Origin of the sequence: Qaidamihabitans albus (assembly GCF_016464705.1) — a bacterium.
Lineage (GTDB): Bacteria > Actinomycetota > Actinomycetes > Mycobacteriales > Pseudonocardiaceae > Qaidamihabitans > Qaidamihabitans albus.
The window spans coordinates 222557-243260 of the sequence record NZ_JAEHOB010000001.1; the positions used below are offsets into that span (position 1 = coordinate 222557).

A 20704-nucleotide genomic window follows, 5' to 3' on the forward strand; every position below is an offset into this window, starting at 1 on the left:
TTCGCTCAGGGTGGGAAGGACGGCTGCCACGCATGTCGAAACTCACGTGCGTCCACCATCTCGCCCTCACCGTGACCGACGTCGATCGCAGCGTGCCCTGGTACATGCGGGTGCTCGGCTTCGAGGAGGTCACCCGCAGCGAGAATCCCGAGACGGGGCTGCGCAAGGTGCTCCTGCGGGCACCCGGTGACGGGTTCGCGGTGGCGCTGGTGCAGCACGAGCGGGCCGAGCGGCCATCGTTCGACGAGCGGCACACCGGCCTCGATCACGTGGCGTTCAAGGTCGCCTCGCGGGACGACCTGCTCGCCTGGCAGACGCGGCTGGCCGAGTACGGCGTCACCTACACGCCCGCGGCGCCGTCGCGCACGTTGCCGGGCTCCGAAGTCGTGGTGTTCCGTGACCCGGACGGCATTCAACTCGAGGTGTGGGCCGATCCCGAGTAGTCGCCGATCCCGAGTAGTCAGAGCCGGGCGGTGGCCGGATCGTCCTCGACGGGGTGGCGCATCTCCTGCCGGTAGCGCCACACCCCGTACACGGTGCCGAACACGAAGAACGCCACGCTGGCCCACACCAGCGTCGTCTTCAGCCACGGCAGCACGTCCAGCAGCCCGGCGCCGTAGTAGCCGAGCAGCACGAGCGTCGGCACCCACAGCACCGCGCCCACCGTGGTGGCGAGCATGAACCGGCGCTGGTCCATCCGCGCCGCCCCGGCGATCAGTGGCGCCAGCGTGCGCACCCACGGGATCCAGCGCGCGGCGACGATCGCCAGGAATCCCCTGCGGTTGAGGAAGGCTCTCGCCCGTTCCAGGTTTCGCTGGTTGAGCACCTTCCCACCGCGCCGCGCGATGAACCGGGTGCCGGTGTGCTTACCGATGTGATAACCCGCCTGGTTGCCGATGATGGCGACCACGAGCGCGGCCGCGGACAGGCCCCATGCGTGGCCGTCCGCGCCGTGCTGTGCGAGCACGACACCGGCACCGAACAACAGCGAGTCACCGGGCAGGAACAGTCCGATGACCAGTGCACATTCGATCAGCACGAAGCTGAGCACGATGACCCAGACGAGAAGCGGGCCCGCCGTTGCCAGCCAGTGCGGCCCGACGCTCGCGGCTTCAGCGTGCACTAAGTTCACGCCACGCAGACTACGTGCCGCCCTCGGAGCGGTCCCACCCGAATGGGTTTCGAGCCCGATTCGCAATAGTGAAATCGGCGGTATTTCTAGATTTCCGGCAGTTCTTCGCCCGCAAGCGCCTGAATGTCGAGCTCCACCTTCACGGTCGTACCGATCGCCGCCACCCCGGCGCTGACCAGCGCGTTGTAGTCGATCGCGAAGTCGTCGCGCCGCAGCCGGGTCTCGGCGTCGAACGCGGCCCGCAGCCCGCCCCACGGGTCCGGTCCGCAGCCGCCGTAGTGCAGGTCGAGCTCGATCTCGCGGCGGCGCCCGTGCAGGTTCAGTTCGCCGTGCAGGGACCACGTGTCGGCGCCGCGCCGGTGCAGTCGCGTGCTGGTGAAACCGATCACCGGATATGTCCCGACATCGAGAAAGTCCGGCGAGCGCAGATGATCGTCGCGCGTCTTGATCCCGGTGTCGATCGACGCGGCATCGATCTCGGCCCGCACGGACGAGTGCTCGACCGGCCGCTCCACGACGATCCGGCCGGACAGCCCGGGAAACCGCGCCTTGATGCCGGCGATGCCGAGATGGCGGGCGGTGACGAGGATCGAGGAGTGCGCCGGGTCGATCACCCACGGTCCCGGCGCGGGTGGCTCGACCGACTCCTCCTCCGGTTCGAGGGTGACCTCGCCGATCGACGCCGAGCCGTCGCCGGCCACCCGCGCGGTGCGGGCGACCGGCAGGTGGCCGGCCGCCGTCACCACCGCGGTGCAGACGCCGGGCGGCAGCGCCTCGGTGGTCACCTCGCCACGCCCGTCCGCGGGCACGCGCGCCAGCTGCCGTCCCGTCAGGTCGGTCACCGTCAGCACCGCGTGCTCGACGGGCCAGCCACCGGCCGTGCGGATCAGCCCTCGCAGGCCATGCCGCCCTGGCATCAGTGCTGCGGTCCCGTGAGGTCCTCGATCACCTTGTCGTAGCCGAGCCGCACGTCGTGGGTGGCATCGCCAGCCGAGACCCGGACCTGGCTCGTTACCGGCGGATACCCGCTGGCGACCACGGTGTAGTCGCCCCGGGGCAGATCGCTCACCACGTACTGCCCGGCCTCGTCGGTGCGGGTCACCGCCGCCACGTCCCCTTCCGCGTCCAGCACGGTGATCCGCGCGTCGGGCACCGGCCTGCCGTCCTCGGCGCGCGCCGTACCGGTCAGCAGCACCGCGGCGGCCAGCTCGACGTCGTGCCGCAGCACGCCGCTCTCGGGCACGGTGAGCGGGACGGCGACGGGCCGCAACCGCTCGCCGCAGGCCACCAGTGTGTGGCCGCCCGAGCCGACGCCGCTGAACGCGTACACCCCGTCCGCCTTCGTGACGCAGGCCCCGGTGACCTCGCCACGGCCGTCGGTCAGCGTCACGGTGACCTCGGGCAGCGGTGCGCCGGAGCCTGCCGCGCGCACCACCCCGGTTACCTCGCCCGAACCGGCGAGTGTGATGTCCACGGTCGCCGGCCGCTCGCCGAGCACGACGCTGGACGCCTGCGGCTGGTGCCCGTCCGCGGAAACGATCAGTACGTAGCTGCCCTCACCGGGAGCGCTGATCGTGTAACCGCCGTCGGGCTGCCCGCTGCCCCGGCCCACCTGGCGGCCCCGCTGGTCGATCAGCGTCAGCGCCGCGCCGGACACGGAGCTGCCGTCCTGCTTGCGGATGTGCCCGGTGATCGGCAGGCCGGGCACGTCCACCCGGCCGGCGACTCCGTTCGCCGAGCCGGTGATCGGTGCGGCCACGCCCTCCAGCTCGCCGTGCCCGTTGCGCTCGGCCCGCCAGTGCCTGCCCGCGGCCACCAGCTCGGGGTCGGGCTCGCCCGCCGGCTGCTCGTCGAGCGCCGCGTCGGCGTCGGCGAGGGCGGCCTCACGCACGCTCTGCACGCCGTCCGTGCCGTCCGGTTCCGCCGTGCCTTCGTCGTCCAGGAGTGCCTCGCCGCCCTCGACCGGCGCGGCCTTCGGCGCGCCGTCGGAAAGCGGGATCTCCTTCATGAAGAGCAGTACCAGGAAGGCGAGGGCGGCCACGCCCGCACCGATGTAGAACACCGTGTTGATCGACTCGGTGAAGCCGATGAAGAACGGCCGCGCCTGCTCGACCGGCAGCGTCTGCAGGAAGGACGAGTCCTCCATGATGTTCCCGCCTGCCGAACGCATCGCCGCGGGTGAGAGCCCGGCGTCGCGGAAGGCGTCCGCGATGTTGCCGGTGAGCGTGCTGAACAGCACCGAGAGGAAGGCCGCGACACCGACCGTGCCGCCGATCTGCCGGAAGAACGTGGCGGAGGCGGTGGAGACACCCATGTCCCGCCGCGGTCCGGCGTTCTGCACGGCGATGATCAGCGTCTGCATGCACCCGCCGAGCCCGAGCCCGATGACCAGCATGTAGACCAGCGGCTGCCAGATCGGGCTGTCCCACTCCACCTGCGCGAACAGGAGCATGCCCGCCGACATCAGCGCCGTGCCGATGACGGGGAAGACCTTGTAGTGCCCGGTGCGCGAGGTGAGCTGGCCGGAGATGACCGACGCGGACATGATGCCGAGCATCAGCGGCAGCATCAGCAGGCCGGACTCGGTCGGCGAGTAGCCCTGCACGATCTGCAGGTACTGCGGGATCAGCATGATCGCGCCGAACATCGCGACACCTACGATGACGCCGCCCATGATCGCGACGCTGAAGGTCGAGTTGCGGAACAGTCGCAGCGGGATCAGCGCGGCGTCCTTCATCACGTGCTCGATGAACAGGAACAGCACGAGGCCGACGGCGCCGATGCCGTAGCAGAGGACGGCACCGGTGGAGGCCCAGCCCCACTCGCGGCCCTGCTCGGCGACCAGCAGCAGCGGGATGAGGCAAATCGCCAGCGCGAGACCGCCCCACCAGTCGATGCGGTGATCCTGCCGCTGGTGCGGCACGTTGAGCACCTTCGCGACGACGAACAACGCGATCGCGCCGAGCGGCACGTTCACCAGGAAGACCCAGCGCCAACCGTCCACCGAGAGGAAGGAGTCCATCCCGGCGAAGAACCCGCCGAGGACGGGGCCGAGCACGGTCGAGGTGCCGAATACGGCGAGGAAGAAGCCCTGGTACTTCGCGCGCCGCCGCGGCGGCACGATGTCGCCGAGGATCGTCAGGGCCAGCGACATCAGGCCGCCGGCGCCAAGGCCCTGCACCGCGCGGAAAGCGGCGAGCTCGTACATCGACTGCGCGAACGTCGCCGCCACCGACCCGGCCACGAAAATCGTGATCGCCGCGAGGTAGAAGGGCTTGCGGCCGTAGATGTCGGAGAGCTTGCCGTAGATCGGCGTCGCGATCGTCGCGGTGATCAAGTAGGCGGTGGTGATCCACGCCTGCAGGCTCAGCCCGTTCAGGTCGTCGGCGATCGTGCGGATCGAGGTGCCGACGATCGTCTGGTCGAGCGCGGCGAGGAACATCCCCGTCATCAGCCCGATCAGGATGACGACGATCTGGCGGTGGGTCAGGTTCGGTCCGCTGTCGTCGTCCGCACTCGGTGCGGGCGGCTTCTCCACGGCGGATGTCATGCGTCGGCCCCCTTGGTCGTGCGCTGCTCGTTCTCGGTGAGGAGCGGGTCATGTTCTTCGATGCCGGTATTGAGGCGGTCGAAGAGGACGTTGAACGTGCGCCGGTCCTCCTCGGGCCAGTCCGCGAGCAACGTCGCCAGCCACCGGTTGCGCCGCTGCCGGTTCTCCTCGAAGACCCGCAGCCCCTCCGGCGTCGGTGCGAGCAGGCAGGCGCGGCCGTCCTCCGGATCGGCCTGGCGCTCGACGAGGCCGTGCTGCACGAGTGAGCTGCTCTGCCTGCTGACCGTGGAGATGTCGGAGTGCAGGGCCTCGGCGAGGCGGCTGGTGCGCTGCGGGCCGTCGTGGATCAGGCTGAAGAGGATCGAGTAGGCGGCGCGTTCGATGCCGTCCGGCCCCGGCTTGGCTACCTGCGACTTCACCCGCGTCATCAGGCGCATGAACCGGACCATCTGCCTGCCCAGCTCGTCGGCTACGGCGAGCTCGTCGTCGTTGGATGCCATGAATGGATCTCTCGTTCGGAAGGGCTTGCTTGAGGGGCTACAACTAGTTGCCTCCAGCAAGGATGTCCGCGGCGACTTTCTTGCGCAAGCCAGCTGCCCGGGCCTGTGGGCGACACCACGTTAGTTGTCACACGCAAGTGTGTTCCCGGCGGCACAGGAATGTGACGCCGGTCTCGCGCGTTGGCCCGGCATGACGACGAATGATCAGGCACTGCGCGCGCTGCTCGGCGAGCGTGAACTCGGCGTGCTGGCGACCCTCAAGCGCGACGGACGTCCCCAGCTGTCCACCGTCACGCACCACTTCGACGCCGCGAACGACACGATCCTGGTGTCGGTCACCGACGGCCGGGCGAAGACAAGGAACCTGCGCCGTGATCCGCGGGCCAGCTACCACGTCGCGAGCGAGGACGGCTGGTCCTACGCGGTCGCCGAGGGCACGGCGGAGCTGTCCGAGGTGGCCAGGGACCCGCACGATGCCGCCGTCGAGGAGCTCATCGACCTGTTCCGGCGGGTCCAGGGCGAGCACCCGGACTGGGACGAGTACCGCGCCGCGATGGTCGCCGACAAGCGCGTCGTGCTGCGCCTGCGGGTGGCGCGGGTGTACGGCATGGCCCGCTAGCGTGTGGCCATGAGTGCTGACGCCCTGCTGCGTGACCTGCGGGAAGACCTCGGCGGGGACGCCGTGCTGACCGACGCCGACGTGACCGCCGCGTACTCCCGCGACATGATGCCCCTCGCTCCTGCGGGCGAGCCGCTGGCCGTGGTGCTTCCCGCCGACGTCGAAGGAGTGCGGGCCACCGTGCGGCGCTGCGCGGCGGCCGGAGTGCCGATCGTCCCCCGTGGCGCGGGTAGCGGGCTCTGCGGCGGGGCCAACGCGATCGACGGCTGCGTCGTGCTGGTCACCACCAGGCTCGACCAGATCGTCGAGGTCGATCCGGCCAACCGGCTCGCCGTCGTGCGGCCCGGTGTGGTCAACCTGGACCTGCGCGCGGCGGTGGAGAAGCACGGCCTCTTCTATCCGCCCGATCCGTCGAGCTACGACTGGTGCACGATCGGCGGCAACCTCGCCACGAACGCGGGCGGGCTCTGCTGCGTTAAGTACGGCGTGACCACGGATTCCGTGCTGGGCCTCGAGGTCGTGCTCGCCGACGGCTCGCTGCTGCGCACCGGAAGGCGCACGGTGAAGGGCGTCGCGGGCTACGACCTGACGAAGCTGTTCGTCGGCAGCGAGGGGACGCTCGGTGTCATCACCGAGGCGACGCTGGCGCTACGGCCGCTGCCCGAGGCGCCCGGCACGCTGGTCGCGGCGTTCGCCTCGGCGCGCGACGCCGGGGCGGCGGTGAGCCGCATCGTCGGCGAGGGACTCGTGCCTTCACTGATGGAGATCATGGACGCCACGACGATCGCCGCCGTCGAGGCGTACCTGCGCACCGACCTCGGCACCGGCTCCGACTCCGGCACGCTGCTGCTGTGTCAGTCGGACGCGGGCGGTGAGGCCGGGCGGCGTGAGCTCGCGGCCGTCGAGCAGGTGTGCCGCGACGCCGGTGCGGAGCTGACGCACGCCACCACCGACGTGGCCGAGGGCGGGATGCTGTTGCAGGCCCGCAGGGTGGTGCACCACGCGCTGGAGGCCTACGGCTCCTGCATGACCGACGACGTGTGCGTGCCGCGCACCCGCATCGCCGAGCTCATCGCGGGGTGCGAGCGGATCGGCGAGCGCGTGGGACTGCGGATCGCCGTCGCAGGCCACGCGGGGGACGGCAACATGCACCCGACGGTCGTCTACGACGCCACCGCCGAGGGTGAGTTCGAGCGGGCGCGGCGCGGGTTCGACGCGATTCTCGAGCTCGGCCTCTCCCTCGGCGGGACGGTGACCGGCGAGCACGGCGTCGGCAAGTTCAAGCAGGACTGGCTGGCCCGGGAGATCGGTCCGGTCGGCCTGCGCGTGCACCGGCAGCTCAAGCAGGCGCTCGATCCCGCCGGCCTGTTCAACCCCGGTTCGATGTTCTCGCCGGGCTGAAGCGCGCTCAGTGCTCGGTTTCGCCGGCCGCCGCGCCGGCGGCCGGCTTCCTGCTGCGCCGGCCCTTGACGTACTCGAGGGCGATCGGCACCACCGACACCAGCACGATCAGGATGAAGATCGCGTCGACGTTGTCCTTGATGAAGGTGATGTTGCCGAGCATCGCGCCGAGCACGATGATCCCGGCAGCCCAGAGGATGCCGCCGAGGACCGTGTAGGTCAGGTACTTGCGCGGGTCCATGCGGCCGATCCCGGCGAGCCAGGTGATGAAGGTACGGACGAACGGGACGAACCGCGCGAGCACCACGGCCTTCGGCCCGTGCTTCACCAGGAACTGGTGCGTCTTGTCGGCGTACTCCCGCTTGAAGAACCGGGAGTCCGGGCGGTTGAACAGCCTCGGTCCGGCCTTCCAGCCGATCCAGTAGCCGACGACGTTGCCGATCACCGCCGCGCCGGTAGCCAGCACGCAGACGAGCCAGAGCGGTGCGTCGATGGCGCCGTTGGCGATGAACAGCCCCGCGGTGAACAGCAGCGAGTCGCCGGGCAGCACGGGGAAGACGCTGCTCTCGGCGAAGAGAATCAGGCACAGCACCGCGACCACGGCCGGGCCGAGGCCGGACAGCAGGTGTTCCGGGTTCAGGAAGTCCGGCATGATCGACATCTTGGCCGGCGTCTGCGCGAGGATCACGCCGCAAACGGTACAGGGTCGGCGAATTCCGGTTTACACCAGCGTGAGGACTCCGACGACCGATCCGGCGGCGAGGCCGAGCAGCGCCGCGAGCAGCAACACCCAGTGCGCGGCGAGCGGCGGGCCCGGTTCCGGTTCGGCCGCGGGCGCGGTGGCGGGGACCGGTTCGGCCTCCAGCGCCGCCCACTCCCGCTCGAGGGAACCCTCACCGGCACCCGAGAGCAGGCCGTAGCCGTTCGGTGTCTCCACGACCGGCGGCGCATTCCTTGCCTGCGCCCGCAACGCCTCGGCCAGCAGCCGCTCCGGGTCGTCGCTCATGGTCCACCAGGTTAGTGCCCGCCGCCGCGCCGCGTGGTCTCGTGCTGGTGCAGCAGGGGGCCGAAGCGGTCGACGATCCAGTTGCTGAGCTCGTGGCTCATCGACCGGGACAGGAACGCGGACACCGCGGCCTGCGCCAGTGGCCGCAGCTGGGCTGCGCGGTCGGTGAGCTCCGGCACCTCCTCGGCGCTCGGCGTCCAGCCGGTGGCGCGGGATGGCAGTACGTGGTCCTCGACCATCTGCACGAACAGCGCCGCGAGCTGGTTGGTCTGCCGCTGTACGCGTTCGGCAAGGTCGAGCACGGCCGCCATCGGCACCCCCGCGGCAAGCAGTTCCCGGCCGGTGTTCAACAGGCGCGGGCTGCGGACGAGCACACCGGAGCCGTCCCGCTTGAACACGCCCAGCCGTTCCAGGCGCTTGAACGTGTCCGGGGTGGCGTGCGGCCCGAACTCGGCTTTCAGCTCGGCGTACGGGATGCGCTGCGGCGCCTCGTCGGTCCACGGCTGGGTGAGGACCTGTTCCAGGCCGAGCAGGTCGCCGAGGTCGCGGCCGGACTCCCAGGCGGAGATCAGCTCGCGGATCTGCGCGAACGTGTAGCCACGGTCGAGGAGGCCGAGGATCAGGCGCAGGCGGGCGAGGTGCGCCTCGGAGTAGAGGGCCACCCGGCCGTGCCGGATCGGCGGGGGCAGCAGGTCCCGGTCCTGATACACGCGCACGTTGCCAACCGTGGTGCCTGCCGCGCGAGCGAGATCGTCGACCCGGTACTCCGCCATCCCGCGAAGTCTAGGAGTCCGGACCGACCACCCAACCGCCACGCCGCAATACCCCGGTCGGGCGAAGATCGTCGTCGAGAACGACCAGGTCGGCCTGCAACCCCGGCCGCAGTGAGCCGGTGCGGTCGGCGATTCCGAGCAGTTCGGCGGGGCGGCCGGAGGTCGCGCGCACAGCCTCGGTGACGCTCAGCCGGGCGCCCCGGACGAGGTTGCGGAACGCTGCGTCCATCGTGAGCGTGCTGCCGGCCAGGGCGCCGTTGCCCGCCAGTGTCGCGACGCCGTCGCGGACGTCGACCGCGAGCCTGCCCAGCCGGTAGGTGCCGTCGGCCGCGTCGGTGGCCGACATCGCGTCGGTCACCAGCACGGTGCGGTCGGTGCCCGCATGCCGCGCGGCGAGGCGCAGCACGGTGGGATGCACGTGCACGAGGTCGCAGATCAGCTCGATCGTCACGCGCTCGTCGTCGAGCATCGCGCCGATCGGCCCCGGCTCGCGATGGTGCAACGGGCGCATCCCGTTGAAGAGGTGGGTGGCCACCGTCGCACCGGCCTCCACGGCCGGCCGGATCTGCTCCTCGACACCGTCGGTGTGGCCGATCGCGGCGAGCACGCCGGACTCGGTGAGCTGGCGGACCGCCTTGACGCCGCCCGTGAGCTCCGGGGCGAGGGTGACCATCCGGATGTGGCCCCGGCCGGCCTCCAGCAGCGTGTCCACCGTGCTGGTGTCCGGTTCGCGCAGTGCGCCCGGATCGTGCGCGCCGCACCGGGCCTGCGCGATGAACGGTCCCTCCAGGTGGATGCCCGCGAGGTCACCGTCCTCGACCAGTTCGGCGAGCGCCGCCATCCGCTCGGCCAGCACGGGTACCGGGTCGGAGACGAGGCTCGCCACCAGCGTGGTCGTGCCGTGTCCGCGGTGTGCGGCGACGGCCCTGGCCGCCTCCTCCGCGTCGGCGCCGGAGAACGAGCCGCCACCGCCACCGTGGCAATGGGTGTCAACGAATCCGGGCACGACGAGCGAGCCGCCGAGGTCCACGTGGACGCCTTCCGGCGGGGTTCCGGTGCCGACAGCGCTGAGCAGTCCACCGGATACGGAGAGCCAGCCCTGCTCCAGCACACCGTCGGGGCAGGCCAGCCGGCCGCCCGTGAGTACGAATTCCTCGGCACGTGTCACAAGCACATCATATTGGTCCAGACCAGAACGTGGGCAACTACCACTCTTTGAGAGTACCCCGTTAGTTACTGACGACCCGCGTCGTGCATCGCCTTCTGCAGCGCTTCCAGCGCGCGGCTGGCGGTCGACTTGACCGTGCCCTTGGAGATGCCGGCCACCTCGGCGATCTCCGCCTCCGACATCCCGCCGTAGTAGCGCAGCACCAGCACCTCGCGCTGCCGGGGCGGCAGCTTGGCCAGCGCGTTGACCACCGACTGGTGCTCGGTGGACAGCATCGCCAGGCTCTCCGCGGAGCGGGCGTTGACCGCGTGCGGCGGCACGTACTCGCGCGCCGTTTTACGCCTGCGCAGCACGCTGCGGGACCCGTTCACGACGGCCGTGCGGAGGTAGCCGACGGCGGCCGCGGCATCGCGCAACTTTCCCCAGTTGCGGTGCAGGCCGGTGAACGCCTCCTGCACGACGTCCTCGGCGGTGGCCGGTTCGTCGACGAGGAGGATGGCGAGGCGGACGAGCCGCATCCGGTGCGTGCGGTACAGATCCTCGAGCGTCAGCGGCCCGGCGGGCTGGGCGGGCGGCATCGGCGCGTCGATCGTCCGCAGGTGACCGAGCGTCTGCTCGACGCTGCTCTCCGCACTGCCCCGGGTAGCGCGCTCGCGCATGGGCTCCGCGCTGCCGTGCATGGAAACCTGCCCATCCCCTCGACGGTGTCCCTACGAGCCCCCTCCCCGTCAGGACTCACGCGCACACAGCGTATCGGGTCGGCGCGGCATTACCCAGCGATCTCACGTGACCATTGGGTACCGATACCGTGCGCATGAGGACAGAGCGGTCGACCCCGGGAGGATCAGTGGCCTGGTTCGTGGTGGAGATCCGGTACGTGCCGGAGAAGTTCGCCGAGGTGCGGCCCCGGCACAGGGACTACCTGCTGTCGCTGGCGGAGCGGGGCATCGTGGCGATCGCCGGCCCGCTGGAGAACGACACCGGCGGGATGGCGCTGTACCAGGCCGAGAGCAGGGAGGCGTTGCAGGAGATCATCGACACCGACCCGTACCACCTCGAAGGCGCGGTCGCCGAACGCACCGTGCGCGAGTTCAAGCCGGTGATCGGAGCGTGGCTGCCCGCGCCCTCGTGAGTGGCTACCCGAGTTAGAACTCGGGTAGCCACTCACGAGTCATTCGGCGTGCACCATGACGCCGCGGATGTTCTTGCCATCCCGCAGGTCCTGGTAGCCCTCGTTGACCTGTTCGAGCGTGTACTTCGTGGTCACCAGCTCGTCGAGCTTGAGCTGGCCCGCGTCGTACAGGCGCAGCATCTTGACGATGTCGTACTGCGGGTTCGCCGAGCCGAACAGCGTGCCTTTGATCGTCTTCTCGAACAGGGTGAGCACGCCGCCGGAGACGTGCACGGTCAGCTTCTCCGGGTTGGCCAGCCCGGTCACGATCACCGTGCCGCCCTTGCCGACCACGTCGAATGCCGCCGAGACGACCGCCTCGTCGACCGTGCCGACCGTGATCAGCGCCTGGTCGGCCAGCTGGCCCCAGGTGAGCTCCGCGACCTTCTCGGCGGCCTCCTCCGCCGTGGCGAACGCGTGCGTGGCGCCGAGCTTCAGCGCCGTCTCGCGCTTGAACTCCACCGGATCCACGGCTATCACGTTCTTCGCGCCCGCGTGCGCCGCGCCCTGCACCGAGTTGATGCCGATGCCGCCGATGCCGTAGACCACCGTCGTGTCGCCCGCGCGGACCCCGCCCGCGTAGTTCGCCGTCGCCCACCCGGTCGGCACGCCGCAGCCGACCAGCACGGCCGTCTCCAGCGGCAGCCAGTCGTCGACCTTGACGACCGAGTGCTGGGAGATGGTGGCTCGTTCGGAGAAGGTGCCGAGCATGCACATCGCACCGAAGTCGGTGCCGCCGGAGTGGAAGCGGAACGTGCCGTCGGGCAGGTGACCGTCGAGGATCGTCGCACCCATGTCACACAGGTTCGACCGGCCGGTCGCGCAGTAACGGCACGTTCCGCAGTTCGGGATGAAGCTGCACACGACGTGGTCGCCGGGCTTGACCTTGGTGACGCCGGGACCGACGTCCTCGATGACGCCCGCGCCCTCGTGGCCACCGACGATCGGGAACCGTGGTGCCAGGTCGCCGTCGATCAGGTGCAGATCGGAATGGCACAGCCCGGCCGCCGTGTACTTGATGAGGACCTCGCCGGGACCGGGACCGTCCAGGTCGAGCTCCATGATCTCGAACGGTTTGCCCGCGTCGTACAGTACCGCCGCCTTCGTCTTCACAGCCTGGGCTCCTCACATGCGCCGTTGCAGTGTTGCCGTGTCGATTGTGGACGGGCTCCCGGCGCGTCAACTGTGCAAATCCCGGACACCTCGGCTGTGCTCGAGAAACGCAAACAGCTCCTCGGCTGCGGTGCTACGAGCTGATGCGCAACGCCCGCATCCGGTTGTAGAGGGTCGAGCGGCTGATCCCGAGCCGTTTCGCGGCGTGCACCTTGTTGCCGCTCGCGGCGGCGAGCGCCTTGGTGATCGCGTCGTGCTCGGCCTGCTCCCAGCCGGTCAGCCGGTGCGCAGCGGCGCTGACCTGGCAGCTCGGCGCCACGTCCCGTGCCGTGATGTCCCCGGCCGAGCGGTGCTCGGTGGCGGCCCGCAGCACGGTCGCCAGCTCCCGCAGGTTGCCCGGCCACGGCTGCGCGGCCAGTAGTTCGAGTGCTCCCGCCGTCAGCCGCAGCGAGCTGTCCGGCCACAGCGCGCCGAGCAGTGTGCGGGCCAGAGCGGGGATGTCGGCCCGCCGCTCGCGCAGCGGCGGCAGCTCGACACGGCGGTGCATGCGGGTGGCGAGCGCGGCGTGCTCGCCGCTCAGCTCGGCGGAGGGCCCGCTGGTCAGCGCTATCCATGCGGACGTCTCGTCGAGCAGCCGGGCAACGCCCGCGGCGAGCACCGGCGGCAGCAGGTGCACGGCCTCGACGACGACGAGGCCCTGGTGTTCCGTGGCGAGTCGCTCCAGCCGGGCCGCCCAGGCGCCCTCGCCGAGTGCGGGCACGTCGGCGGCGTCCAGCCTGGCCGCCGGTTCCCGCCCGGCGAGCTCCGCGGTGGCCGTCGAGCGGCCGGTACCCGGCTCACCCGCGACGAGCACCCGGCGACGGGCCTGCATGCTCCGTTGCAGCCGGTCCTGCGCCTCGGCGGGCAGCACCCCACCGGCGCCGCGCCGCCCCGTCCGCCGCGCGGCCGACGGGTAGGCCGGGCGCACCGGTGCCAGCTCGAACAGCGTGCCCGCGTTCACCGACACCGCCTCGACCCGCACCTCCACCTCGGTGCCGGAGGTCAGGCGCAGCCTGCGCACGCCCCGGCGGGTCCGGCTCACCTCGCGCAGCAGCGGGTGGTCAGCGGCGTCGACCAGGTCGACCGCGGCCGTGTTGGCCAGCACGACGTCCTCACCCAGCGCCAGCACGGCCGACGAGCGGTGCTGCGCCGACTGGAACGCCGCGAGCAGCCGCTGCTCGGCCAGCTTCGATCCGTCGAGCAGTCGCCGCTCGATGTCGGCGACCGCGTGCACCAGGAACGGCGCGAGCAGCGGGTTGGTGTCCTCCACGAGACCGGTGATGTCCAGGACGCCTTCGAGGCGCTTCGTCGCCGGGTGGACGATGGGGTGCCCGTAGCAGGTGAACCGCTTCAGCGACTCCAGGTAGTGCTCCTCGCCGTGCACGGCCACGCCGTGTCCTACCTCGTACGGTGTGGCCAGCGAGTTCGTACCGCTGGTCTCCTCGGTGAACTGGCAGCCGGGCACGGCGTGGATGCTGTCGAGGACCCGCTCCACGGACCGGGTGCCGAACCGGCGAGCTACGATCCGGCACTCGCGGTCGGCGAGCATCACGCACAGGCCGGTGTCGGCGAGGTGCCGGGCCATCTCGTCGAGCACCGGGGTCGCCGCGCCGAGCAGCCTGCTCCGCCGGTCGATGTCCCTGACGGTCAGGCGGTCGGTCGGGCTGCCCGGCCTGAGACCGCTGAGCTCCGATCGCCGCCACGACTCCGCGATCTCGGGCCGCAGCTGTCGTTGCTCATCGAGAAGGTCCACGGCGCACTCCCCGTCGAGTGGGTTCTCGCCATCATGGCAGGTGAACACCGTTCGATGCACCCCCGCGCATACCACTCGTGAGTGCGTACACGAGTTAGAACTCGCGTAGCCACTCACGAGTCAGCTCAGCCGGCCGACGTCTCCTCAGCTCTGATTCGCCGCGCGACCGCCGTGGCCGGTGATCGACGACTCCCTGGCGCCGCGCGCGGCGATGTCCTCCAGCGCGGCCCGGTCGGCCGCGGGCACGCGGGTCCGCGAGCCGAGTTCGATCATCGGCGGCAGGAACGTGCGGATCAACTTCAGCCCGCCGACCCAGCGCGGCGCGTGGATGGTGCGGGCGCGGCGCCTGATGCCGGTCTCGATGCAGCCGAGTGCGACGTCGAGCGGGTAGGTCTTGCCGATCAGGCCAGGCATCCCGGTACGGAGCTTGCCGAACACCGGGTGCGCGTCGGCGCTGTCGACAAGGTCGGTCCTGATCCAGGTGGGGTGCGCGACGCCGACCCGCACGCCGAGGTGGGCGACCTCCGCGCGCAGGCTGTTGCAGAAGGCCTCGACGCCGGCTTTCGCGGCGGCGTAGTTCGCCATCCCGGGGGCGTGCGCGATCGCCGCGAGCGAGGAGATCGCGAGCAGGTAGCCCCCGCGCTCGATGACGTGTGGCATGGCGACGCGGAACGTGCGCCAGACGCCGAGGAGGTCGACCTCGATCACCTTCTCGAATGCGGCGGGGTCGACCGAGCGGACGAAGCCGGTGGACGCTATGCCGGCGTTGGCGACCACGATGTCGATCCCGCCGAAGTGCTCGACGATCCCGGCGGTGGCCCGCTCGAGCTGCTCCCAGCTGGTGACGTCGGCCTCCCACGACCTGGCGGCAGGTCCGATGCGCTCGGCCACCTTCTTCTGCTCGCCGGGTTCCAGGCCCACCAGGGCCACTTTCGCGCCGTCGGCGGCCAGCCGCTTGGCCAGCCCCGCGCCGATGCCGCGGGCCGCGCCGGTGATGAGCACGACCTTGCCCTTGATCTTCTGCCCGGTCAGGAACGCCATGGGTGCCTCCATCGGTATGCCTTGACCGGCACCGTACCTCAACTTACTCCCAGTAGGCTACTCGCAAGTAGGCTTCGGAATTCCGGGCCGCCGTCGAGCTGTTGGCACTGATATGACGATGAACCTGGGCAAGATCGGAATCTGGCGGTGGGCCAGCGGACTGAACCCCGCGCTGGCCGCCGAGGTGGAGCGGCTGGGCTACGGCGCGATCTGGATCGGCGGCTCGCCACCGGCCGACCTCGAGCTGGCGGAACGGCTGCTCGGCGCCACGAGCACGCTGACCGTCGCCACCGGGATCGTGAACATGTGGAACGCCGACGCGGCGACGGTCGCGGAGTCCTACCACCGCATCGCCGAAAAGCACCCCGGCCGGTTCCTGCTCGGCGTGGGGGTCGGGCACCCGGAGGCCACGCAGGAGTACCAGAAGCCCTACGACAAGATCGTCTCCTACCTGGACGAGCTCGACGAGGCGGGCGTGCCGGTCGAGGGCCGTGCCCTCGCCGCCCTCGGGCCGAGGGTGCTGAAACTGGCCAGGGAGCGCACGGCAGGCGCGCACCCGTACCTCACGACGCCGGAGCACACCCGGCAGGCCCGCGGGATCCTCGGCACCGCGGCACTGCTCGCGCCGGAGCAGAAGGTCGTGCTGGAGACCGACCCGGAGCGGGCGCGCGAGATCGGCAGGCCGCCGGTGCGCAACCCTTACCTCGGACTGGTGAACTACCGGAAGAACCTGCTGCGGCTCGGCTGGACCGAGGCCGACATCGACAACGGCGGCAGCGACCGGCTGATCGACGCGCTGGCGATCCACGGGGACGCGGCGACGGTCGCCCGCGGGGTCCGCGCACATCTCGACGCCGGCGCCGACCACGTCTGCATCCATGTGCTGACCGAGGACAACGAGCCGCTCCCGGTGTACCAGGCCCTCGCCGACGCTCTGTTCTGAGCGGGGCGCCGGGCTCGTAGGATCGAGTTGGAAGCGACTGTCAGCCGAGGAGGACAACGATGCCCATCGCCACACCCGAGGTCTACGCGGAGATGCTGGACCGGGCCAAGGCGAACGAGTTCGCGTACCCGGCCATCAACGTGACCTCGTCGGAGACACTGAACGCGGCCCTGCGCGGCTTCGCCGAGGCGGAGAGCGACGGCATCATCCAGTTCTCCACCGGCGGCTCCGAGTTCGCCTCGGGACAGAAGGTGAAGGACATGGTGACGGGTGCGACCGCGCTCGCCGAGTTCGCGCACGTCGTGGCGGCGAAGTACCCGGTCAACGTCGCCCTGCACACCGACCACTGCCCCAAGGACAAGCTCGACGGGTTCGTCTCCCCGCTGATCGAGATCTCCAAGGAGCGGGTGAACCGTGGCGAGAACCCGCTGTTCCAGTCCCACATGTGGGACGGCTCGGCGATCGACCTGGACGAGAACCTGAAGATCGCCTCCGACCTGCTGGACAGGGCTGCCGCCGCGAAGATCATCCTGGAGGTGGAGATCGGCGTCGTCGGTGGCGAGGAGGACGGCGTCTCCAACGAGATCAACGAGAAGCTCTACACCGCCGAGGGCGACTTCCTGAAGACGGTCGACGCGCTCGGCTCCGGTGACAAGGGCCGCTACCTGCTCGCCGCCACGTTCGGCAACGTGCACGGCTCCTACAAGCCCGGTGCCGTGCAGCTGCGCCCGGACGTGCTCAAGCGGGGCCAGCAGGTGGCCGCCGAGAAGCTGGGTCTCGGGCAGGACGCCAAGCCGTTCGAGCTCGTGTTCCACGGCGGTTCCGGCTCGCTGCTGGAGGAGATCCACGAGGCGGTGTCGTACGGCGTGGTGAAGATGAACGTCGACACCGACACGCAGTACGCGTTCACCCGGCCGATCGCCGATCACATGTTCAAGAACTACGACGGCGTGCTGAAGATCGACGGGGAGGTCGGCAACAAGAAGACCTACGACCCGCGTAGTTACCTGAAGGCGGCAGAGGGTGGCATGGCTGCCCGCGTGGTCGAAGCGGCCGAGAACCTCAAGTCCGCGGGCCAGAAGCTCTAGCCCTCGTCGCCCCGATGTGGCGTCCGGTGGGCCGGATGCCACATCGGGGCGGCCGAGTGGAGTGAGGCAAGCTGTTCACTCATGATGCCGAAACGTCTCGTTGCCGCCGTCCTCGTCGCCGCACTGGTGCTGGCGGGCGGGGGCATGGTGGTGACCCTCTTCTTCTGATCGCCGGGCCTGCACCACAATGGCGGCCATGACGCACGCCAACCTGCTCGGCCCGGATCCCACGAAGCTGCCCGAACGCCCGGAGGCGGAGGCGGCGATGGACTCCGGCACCGATCCCGCCGAGGTCGCCGCCGAACACCCAGACTTCAGCGAGGCGTGGGCGGCGCTGGCCGAGCGGTCCCTGGCCGCGGACGAGTTCGTCGCGGCCTACGCCTTCGCGCGCACCGGCTACCACCGAGGGCTCGACCAGCTGCGCCGTGCGGGGTGGAAGGGTTTCGGCCCGGTGCCCTGGGAACACCGGCCCAACCAGGGCTTCCTGCGTTCCGTCGCGGCGTTGGCGAAGGCGGCAGGCCGGATCGGTGAGACCGACGAGTACGAGCGCTGCCGGCAGCTGCTCGACGACTCCGATCCGGCCGCCGCGCAGGCGGCCGGCCTGGCCGACTGAGAACGAGCCGGGTGGGCTTCAGCAGCGGTCGAGCATGGCCGTCAGCGCGGCCTTCTCGGCGCCGCTCGTGGTCAGCCGGTACTCGTGCTTCACCGCGATCCACATGCTCGCGTAGGTGCACCAGTAGCCGGTCTCCGAGGGCTTCCATGCCTCCGGCCCGTCGTCGCCCTTCTCCTGGTTGACGTTGTCGGTGACGGCGATGAGCTGCGGGCCGTCGAGGTCGTTGGCGAACGCCTCCCGTTCGGTGGTGGTCCAGTCCGCCGCGCCGGTCCGCCATGCCTCCGCGAGCGGCACGACGTGGTCGATGTCCACGTCCGAGGGCTGCGTCCACGTGGCCCCGTCGTACGGGCTGCGCCAGCTACCGGACGTCGGGTAGCAGTCGCCGCCCGTCTCCACCCTGGTGCCGTCACGCTTCAGCACCGCCTCCCGGGTGTTGCAGTTGTCGCCCTGGCTGCTCCAGTGCGGGAAGCGGTCGCGGTCGTAGCCTGCCATCGAACCGTCGGCCGCGACCGTCAGCGCGGCGAGCTGGTTGCGTGCGGTGGCCTCGTCGGGAATGCCGGGCGGCTCGGCGGTCGCGACGCCGGCCGAGCCGGCCGTAAGAACGCCGATGGCGCCCAGCGCGATCAGTGAGTTACGGAGAGTGCGGATGGTCGGCACGGCGTCGCCTCTCTGCGCAGGGTGTTGGGGACTTTCCGACTCTGACTCACCAAGGTGACCGAGGCAACACTGTCGGGTTAACGTGGCGCGGAGCGTGTTCAACCAGGGCGCGTCAGCAGCAAGTCCTCGGTATGCCGGTACCAGGTCCAGCGCTCCATCGCGCGCGGGTACGGGACGCCGTCCAAAACGGGAGTCACCGGCACGCAGCCGAACTGCACCGCGCGTCCGGCGAAGCTCTTCCGCCGGTTGAGCAGCCGGCCGCGCGCCAGCGACACCACGAGCCCGGCGCCCTCGCCGCGGTCCGGTTCCACCTCGATCGAGCGCGTCCGCCCCCGCAGGACCAGCTGGTCGTCGCAGTACACGACGCCGCTCACGGGCGCGAGCGAGCCGCGCCCCAGTAGCACGCCGCCCGCGTCGTCGCGGATCAGCGGCACGGGCCGCGCCGTGCCGGTCAGCGCGAGCTTCAGTGCCTGCCGGGGGTCGGCCGGCAGTCCCCAGCGCCGCGCGAACGGCGAGTCCGCGTCGGTGGGCACGAACCCGACCGAGGTCACGGCCAGCCGTTCGGTGCGCAGCAGGCGCAGCACGACCGCCGCGAGATCGGCGTCGGTGCCCGCGACCACGAGCTCCGGTCCGAGCAGGGGGTCGACGTCCTTCCTGCCCGGCCTGGCGGGCAGCGCCTCGACCCGGAGCCCGTCCAGTGGCAGCGCCGTCGCGATCTGCCCGCAGGCCAGCACCGGTCCACGCACCCGCCGGTCCTCCGTTTCTGTACGCTCATGCACCGGCATTTACCAGCGCCAAGAATCCTGCCGTCGAATAACCAGGAGTGTCACATGCCGGCCATCGTGCTCATCGGTGCCCAATGGGGAGACGAAGGCAAGGGCAAGGCCACCGACCTGCTCGGCGACCGGGTCCAGTGGGTCGTCCGCTACCAGGGCGGCAACAACGCGGGCCATACGGTCGTGCTGCCCGACGGCCAGGATTTCGCGCTGCACCTCATTCCGTCCGGCATTCTCACCCCTGGTGTGACCAATGTGATCGGCAACGGCGTGGTGGTCGACCCGGGCGTGCTGCTCGACGAGCTCGCCGGGCTGGAGGAGCGCGGCGTCGACACCGCCGGGCTGCTGCTCTCCGCCGACGCGCACCTGATCATGCCGTACCACGTGGCGATCGATAAGGTCACCGAGCGTTACCTCGGCGCGAAGAAGATCGGCACCACCGGCCGGGGCATCGGCCCGTGCTACCAGGACAAGATCGCCCGCGTCGGTGTCCGCGTGCAGGACCTGCTGGACGAGAAGATCCTGCGGCAGAAGGTCGAGGCCGCGCTCGAGTTCAAGAACCAGGTGCTGGTGAAGGTCTACAACCGCAAGGCGCTCGACCCGGCGGAGGTCGCCGACACGGTGCTCGAACAGGGCGAGCGGTTCGCCCACCGCATCGCCGACACCCGGCTCGAACTCAACCGGGCACTCGAACGCGGCGAGACCGTGCTGCTGGAGGGCTCCCAGGGCACGCTGCTGGACGTGGACCACGGCACGTACCCGTTCGTCACCTCGTCGAGCCCGACCTCCGGCGGGGCGAGCGCCGGTTCGGGCATCGGGCCGGGCCGCATCACGACCGTGCTCGGCATCCTCAAGGCCTACACCACGCGGGTCGGCTCGGGGCCGTTCCCCACCGAGCTGCACGACGAGTCCGGCGAGAACCTGCGCAAGGCCGGCGGCGAGTTCGGTGTCACCACCGGCCGGTCCCGGCGCACCGGCTGGTTCGACGCGGTCATCGCGCGTTACGCGGTGCGGGTGAACGGCATCACCGACTACTTCCTGACCAAGCTCGATGTGCTGTCCGGGCTGGAGAAGGTGCCGGTGTGCGTGGCCTACGAGGTGGACGGCTTCCGCACCGAGGACATGCCGATGACGCAGACCGACGTGCACCACGCGATCCCGATCTACGAGGAGATGCCCGGCTGGTGGGAGGACATCAGCCAGTGCCGGACGTTCGCGGAGCTGCCGGTGAACGCGCGGGCGTACGTCGAGCGCATCGAGGAGCTCTCCGGGGCGCGAGTCTCGGCGATCGGCGTCGGCCCTGGCCGCGAGCAGACGATCGTGCGGCACCAGTTCGCCTGACGTGTTCGCGGTCGGCGAAT

General features: G+C 70.5%; 22 protein-coding genes. 8 read left to right on the top strand and 14 right to left on the bottom strand.

Annotated elements, in window-relative coordinates:
• The first annotated feature begins 32 nt into the window (after positions 1 to 32).
• The gene (locus tag JAP66_RS01085; protein ID WP_199429259.1) at positions 33 to 443 is read left to right on the top strand and encodes a VOC family protein; all 411 of its coding nucleotides are present in this window, start codon (positions 33 to 35) and stop codon (positions 441 to 443) included.
• A gap of 17 nt (positions 444 to 460) precedes the next feature.
• On the opposite strand, the gene JAP66_RS01090 is transcribed toward JAP66_RS01085, so the two are convergent.
• The 4 genes from JAP66_RS01090 to JAP66_RS01105 form a co-directional block, all read right to left on the bottom strand.
• On the bottom strand, positions 461 to 1132 hold the full coding sequence (locus tag JAP66_RS01090; protein ID WP_199429261.1) for a DedA family protein: 672 nt from the start codon (positions 1130 to 1132) through the stop codon (positions 461 to 463).
• An 86-nt stretch (positions 1133 to 1218) separates the two neighbouring features.
• Complete coding sequence (locus JAP66_RS01095; RefSeq protein ID WP_199429263.1) at positions 1219 to 2049, bottom strand: YceI family protein; 831 nt, start codon at positions 2047 to 2049, stop codon at positions 1219 to 1221.
• A complete protein-coding gene (locus tag JAP66_RS01100; RefSeq protein WP_199429265.1) occupies positions 2049 to 4682 on the bottom strand; it encodes an MFS transporter in 2634 nt (877 codons plus the stop codon). Before JAP66_RS01100 ends, JAP66_RS01095 begins: the two co-directional genes overlap by 1 nt.
• Positions 4679 to 5182: a MarR family winged helix-turn-helix transcriptional regulator gene (locus JAP66_RS01105; RefSeq protein ID WP_199429267.1), complete on the bottom strand. Its 504-nt coding sequence runs from the start codon at positions 5180 to 5182 to the stop codon at positions 4679 to 4681. Before JAP66_RS01105 ends, JAP66_RS01100 begins: the two co-directional genes overlap by 4 nt.
• Positions 5183 to 5372: 190 nt before the next feature.
• On the opposite strand from JAP66_RS01105, the gene JAP66_RS01110 reads away from it, so the two are divergent.
• Together JAP66_RS01110 and JAP66_RS01115 are read left to right on the top strand one after the other, a co-directional pair.
• The gene (locus JAP66_RS01110; protein WP_199429269.1) at positions 5373 to 5801 is read left to right on the top strand and encodes a PPOX class F420-dependent oxidoreductase; all 429 of its coding nucleotides are present in this window, start codon (positions 5373 to 5375) and stop codon (positions 5799 to 5801) included.
• A gap of 9 nt (positions 5802 to 5810) precedes the next feature.
• Positions 5811 to 7202 carry an FAD-binding oxidoreductase gene (locus JAP66_RS01115; RefSeq protein WP_199429271.1) on the top strand — a complete coding sequence of 464 codons (1392 nt, stop codon included), beginning with the start codon at positions 5811 to 5813 and terminating at the stop codon, positions 7200 to 7202.
• A gap of 7 nt (positions 7203 to 7209) precedes the next feature.
• Here the strand turns inward: JAP66_RS01115 and JAP66_RS01120 are convergent, their stop codons facing one another.
• The 5 genes from JAP66_RS01120 to JAP66_RS01140 form a co-directional block, all read right to left on the bottom strand.
• Positions 7210 to 7890 (bottom strand): DedA family protein, encoded by a 681-nt coding sequence (locus JAP66_RS01120; RefSeq protein WP_199429273.1) that lies wholly within the window; start codon positions 7888 to 7890, stop codon positions 7210 to 7212.
• A gap of 33 nt (positions 7891 to 7923) precedes the next feature.
• Positions 7924 to 8208 carry a hypothetical protein gene (locus JAP66_RS01125; RefSeq protein WP_199429275.1) on the bottom strand — a complete coding sequence of 95 codons (285 nt, stop codon included), beginning with the start codon at positions 8206 to 8208 and terminating at the stop codon, positions 7924 to 7926.
• 11 nt (positions 8209 to 8219) lie between these two features.
• A complete protein-coding gene (locus JAP66_RS01130) occupies positions 8220 to 8981 on the bottom strand; it encodes a MerR family transcriptional regulator (RefSeq protein ID WP_199429277.1) in 762 nt (253 codons plus the stop codon).
• A 10-nt stretch (positions 8982 to 8991) separates the two neighbouring features.
• The gene (nagA, locus tag JAP66_RS01135; RefSeq protein WP_199429284.1) at positions 8992 to 10149 is read right to left on the bottom strand and encodes an N-acetylglucosamine-6-phosphate deacetylase; all 1158 of its coding nucleotides are present in this window, start codon (positions 10147 to 10149) and stop codon (positions 8992 to 8994) included.
• A 65-nt stretch (positions 10150 to 10214) separates the two neighbouring features.
• The gene (locus JAP66_RS01140) at positions 10215 to 10829 is read right to left on the bottom strand and encodes a SigE family RNA polymerase sigma factor (RefSeq protein WP_199429286.1); all 615 of its coding nucleotides are present in this window, start codon (positions 10827 to 10829) and stop codon (positions 10215 to 10217) included.
• A 167-nt stretch (positions 10830 to 10996) separates the two neighbouring features.
• On the opposite strand from JAP66_RS01140, the gene JAP66_RS01145 reads away from it, so the two are divergent.
• Positions 10997 to 11281 carry a YciI family protein gene (locus JAP66_RS01145; protein WP_199429288.1) on the top strand — a complete coding sequence of 95 codons (285 nt, stop codon included), beginning with the start codon at positions 10997 to 10999 and terminating at the stop codon, positions 11279 to 11281.
• 39 nt (positions 11282 to 11320) lie between these two features.
• On the opposite strand, the gene JAP66_RS01150 is transcribed toward JAP66_RS01145, so the two are convergent.
• The 3 genes from JAP66_RS01150 to JAP66_RS01160 all read right to left on the bottom strand — a co-directional run bounded on the left by JAP66_RS01150 (position 11321) and on the right by JAP66_RS01160 (position 15266).
• The gene (locus JAP66_RS01150; protein ID WP_199429297.1) at positions 11321 to 12433 is read right to left on the bottom strand and encodes an NDMA-dependent alcohol dehydrogenase; all 1113 of its coding nucleotides are present in this window, start codon (positions 12431 to 12433) and stop codon (positions 11321 to 11323) included.
• A 133-nt stretch (positions 12434 to 12566) separates the two neighbouring features.
• Complete coding sequence (locus JAP66_RS01155; protein WP_307849388.1) at positions 12567 to 14225, bottom strand: sigma-54-dependent Fis family transcriptional regulator; 1659 nt, start codon at positions 14223 to 14225, stop codon at positions 12567 to 12569.
• Between the two features lie 144 nt (positions 14226 to 14369).
• Positions 14370 to 15266 carry an SDR family oxidoreductase gene (locus JAP66_RS01160; RefSeq protein WP_199429299.1) on the bottom strand — a complete coding sequence of 299 codons (897 nt, stop codon included), beginning with the start codon at positions 15264 to 15266 and terminating at the stop codon, positions 14370 to 14372.
• A 112-nt stretch (positions 15267 to 15378) separates the two neighbouring features.
• On the opposite strand from JAP66_RS01160, the gene JAP66_RS01165 reads away from it, so the two are divergent.
• The 3 genes from JAP66_RS01165 (at position 15379) to JAP66_RS01175 (ending at position 17910) form a co-directional block, all read left to right on the top strand.
• On the top strand, positions 15379 to 16209 hold the full coding sequence (locus JAP66_RS01165; RefSeq protein ID WP_199429301.1) for an LLM class F420-dependent oxidoreductase: 831 nt from the start codon (positions 15379 to 15381) through the stop codon (positions 16207 to 16209).
• Positions 16210 to 16268: 59 nt separating this feature from the next.
• On the top strand, positions 16269 to 17297 hold the full coding sequence (fbaA, locus tag JAP66_RS01170; RefSeq protein ID WP_199429303.1) for a class II fructose-bisphosphate aldolase: 1029 nt from the start codon (positions 16269 to 16271) through the stop codon (positions 17295 to 17297).
• A gap of 196 nt (positions 17298 to 17493) precedes the next feature.
• Positions 17494 to 17910, top strand: coding sequence for a DUF3151 domain-containing protein (locus tag JAP66_RS01175; RefSeq protein WP_199429305.1), 417 nt, complete (start codon positions 17494 to 17496; stop codon positions 17908 to 17910).
• An 18-nt stretch (positions 17911 to 17928) separates the two neighbouring features.
• Here the strand turns inward: JAP66_RS01175 and JAP66_RS01180 are convergent, their stop codons facing one another.
• Positions 17929 to 18558 (bottom strand): HNH endonuclease family protein, encoded by a 630-nt coding sequence (locus JAP66_RS01180; RefSeq protein ID WP_372448934.1) that lies wholly within the window; start codon positions 18556 to 18558, stop codon positions 17929 to 17931.
• 107 nt (positions 18559 to 18665) lie between these two features.
• Positions 18666 to 19313, bottom strand: a complete 648-nt coding sequence (locus tag JAP66_RS01185; RefSeq protein ID WP_199429309.1) for a hypothetical protein — start codon at positions 19311 to 19313, stop codon at positions 18666 to 18668.
• Positions 19314 to 19397: 84 nt separating this feature from the next.
• Between JAP66_RS01185 and JAP66_RS01190 the strand changes: the two genes are divergently transcribed.
• The gene (locus tag JAP66_RS01190) at positions 19398 to 20684 is read left to right on the top strand and encodes an adenylosuccinate synthase (protein WP_199429311.1); all 1287 of its coding nucleotides are present in this window, start codon (positions 19398 to 19400) and stop codon (positions 20682 to 20684) included.
• Positions 20685 to 20704: the final 20 nt, after the last annotated feature.

Bases quoted from the DNA above. Each gene is read 5' to 3' on its own strand.
- JAP66_RS01115 (WP_199429271.1), top strand. From the start codon at position 5,811: ATGAGTGCTGACGCCCTGCTGCGTGACCTGCGGGAAGACCTCGGCGGG.
- JAP66_RS01110 (WP_199429269.1), top strand. From the start codon at position 5,373: ATGACGACGAATGATCAGGCACTGCGCGCGCTGCTCGGCGAGCGTGAA.
- JAP66_RS01175 (WP_199429305.1), top strand. From the start codon at position 17,494: ATGACGCACGCCAACCTGCTCGGCCCGGATCCCACGAAGCTGCCCGAA.
- JAP66_RS01140 (WP_199429286.1), bottom strand. From the start codon at position 10,829: ATGCACGGCAGCGCGGAGCCCATGCGCGAGCGCGCTACCCGGGGCAGT.
- JAP66_RS01190 (WP_199429311.1), top strand. From the start codon at position 19,398: ATGCCGGCCATCGTGCTCATCGGTGCCCAATGGGGAGACGAAGGCAAG.
- JAP66_RS01105 (WP_199429267.1), bottom strand. From the start codon at position 5,182: ATGGCATCCAACGACGACGAGCTCGCCGTAGCCGACGAGCTGGGCAGG.
- JAP66_RS01095 (WP_199429263.1), bottom strand. From the start codon at position 2,049: ATGCCAGGGCGGCATGGCCTGCGAGGGCTGATCCGCACGGCCGGTGGC.
- JAP66_RS01100 (WP_199429265.1), bottom strand. From the start codon at position 4,682: ATGACATCCGCCGTGGAGAAGCCGCCCGCACCGAGTGCGGACGACGAC.
- JAP66_RS01130 (WP_199429277.1), bottom strand. From the start codon at position 8,981: ATGGCGGAGTACCGGGTCGACGATCTCGCTCGCGCGGCAGGCACCACG.
- JAP66_RS01160 (WP_199429299.1), bottom strand. From the start codon at position 15,266: ATGGCGTTCCTGACCGGGCAGAAGATCAAGGGCAAGGTCGTGCTCATC.
- JAP66_RS01125 (WP_199429275.1), bottom strand. From the start codon at position 8,208: ATGAGCGACGACCCGGAGCGGCTGCTGGCCGAGGCGTTGCGGGCGCAG.
- JAP66_RS01165 (WP_199429301.1), top strand. From the start codon at position 15,379: ATGACGATGAACCTGGGCAAGATCGGAATCTGGCGGTGGGCCAGCGGA.
- JAP66_RS01085 (WP_199429259.1), top strand. From the start codon at position 33: ATGTCGAAACTCACGTGCGTCCACCATCTCGCCCTCACCGTGACCGAC.
- fbaA (WP_199429303.1), top strand. From the start codon at position 16,269: ATGCCCATCGCCACACCCGAGGTCTACGCGGAGATGCTGGACCGGGCC.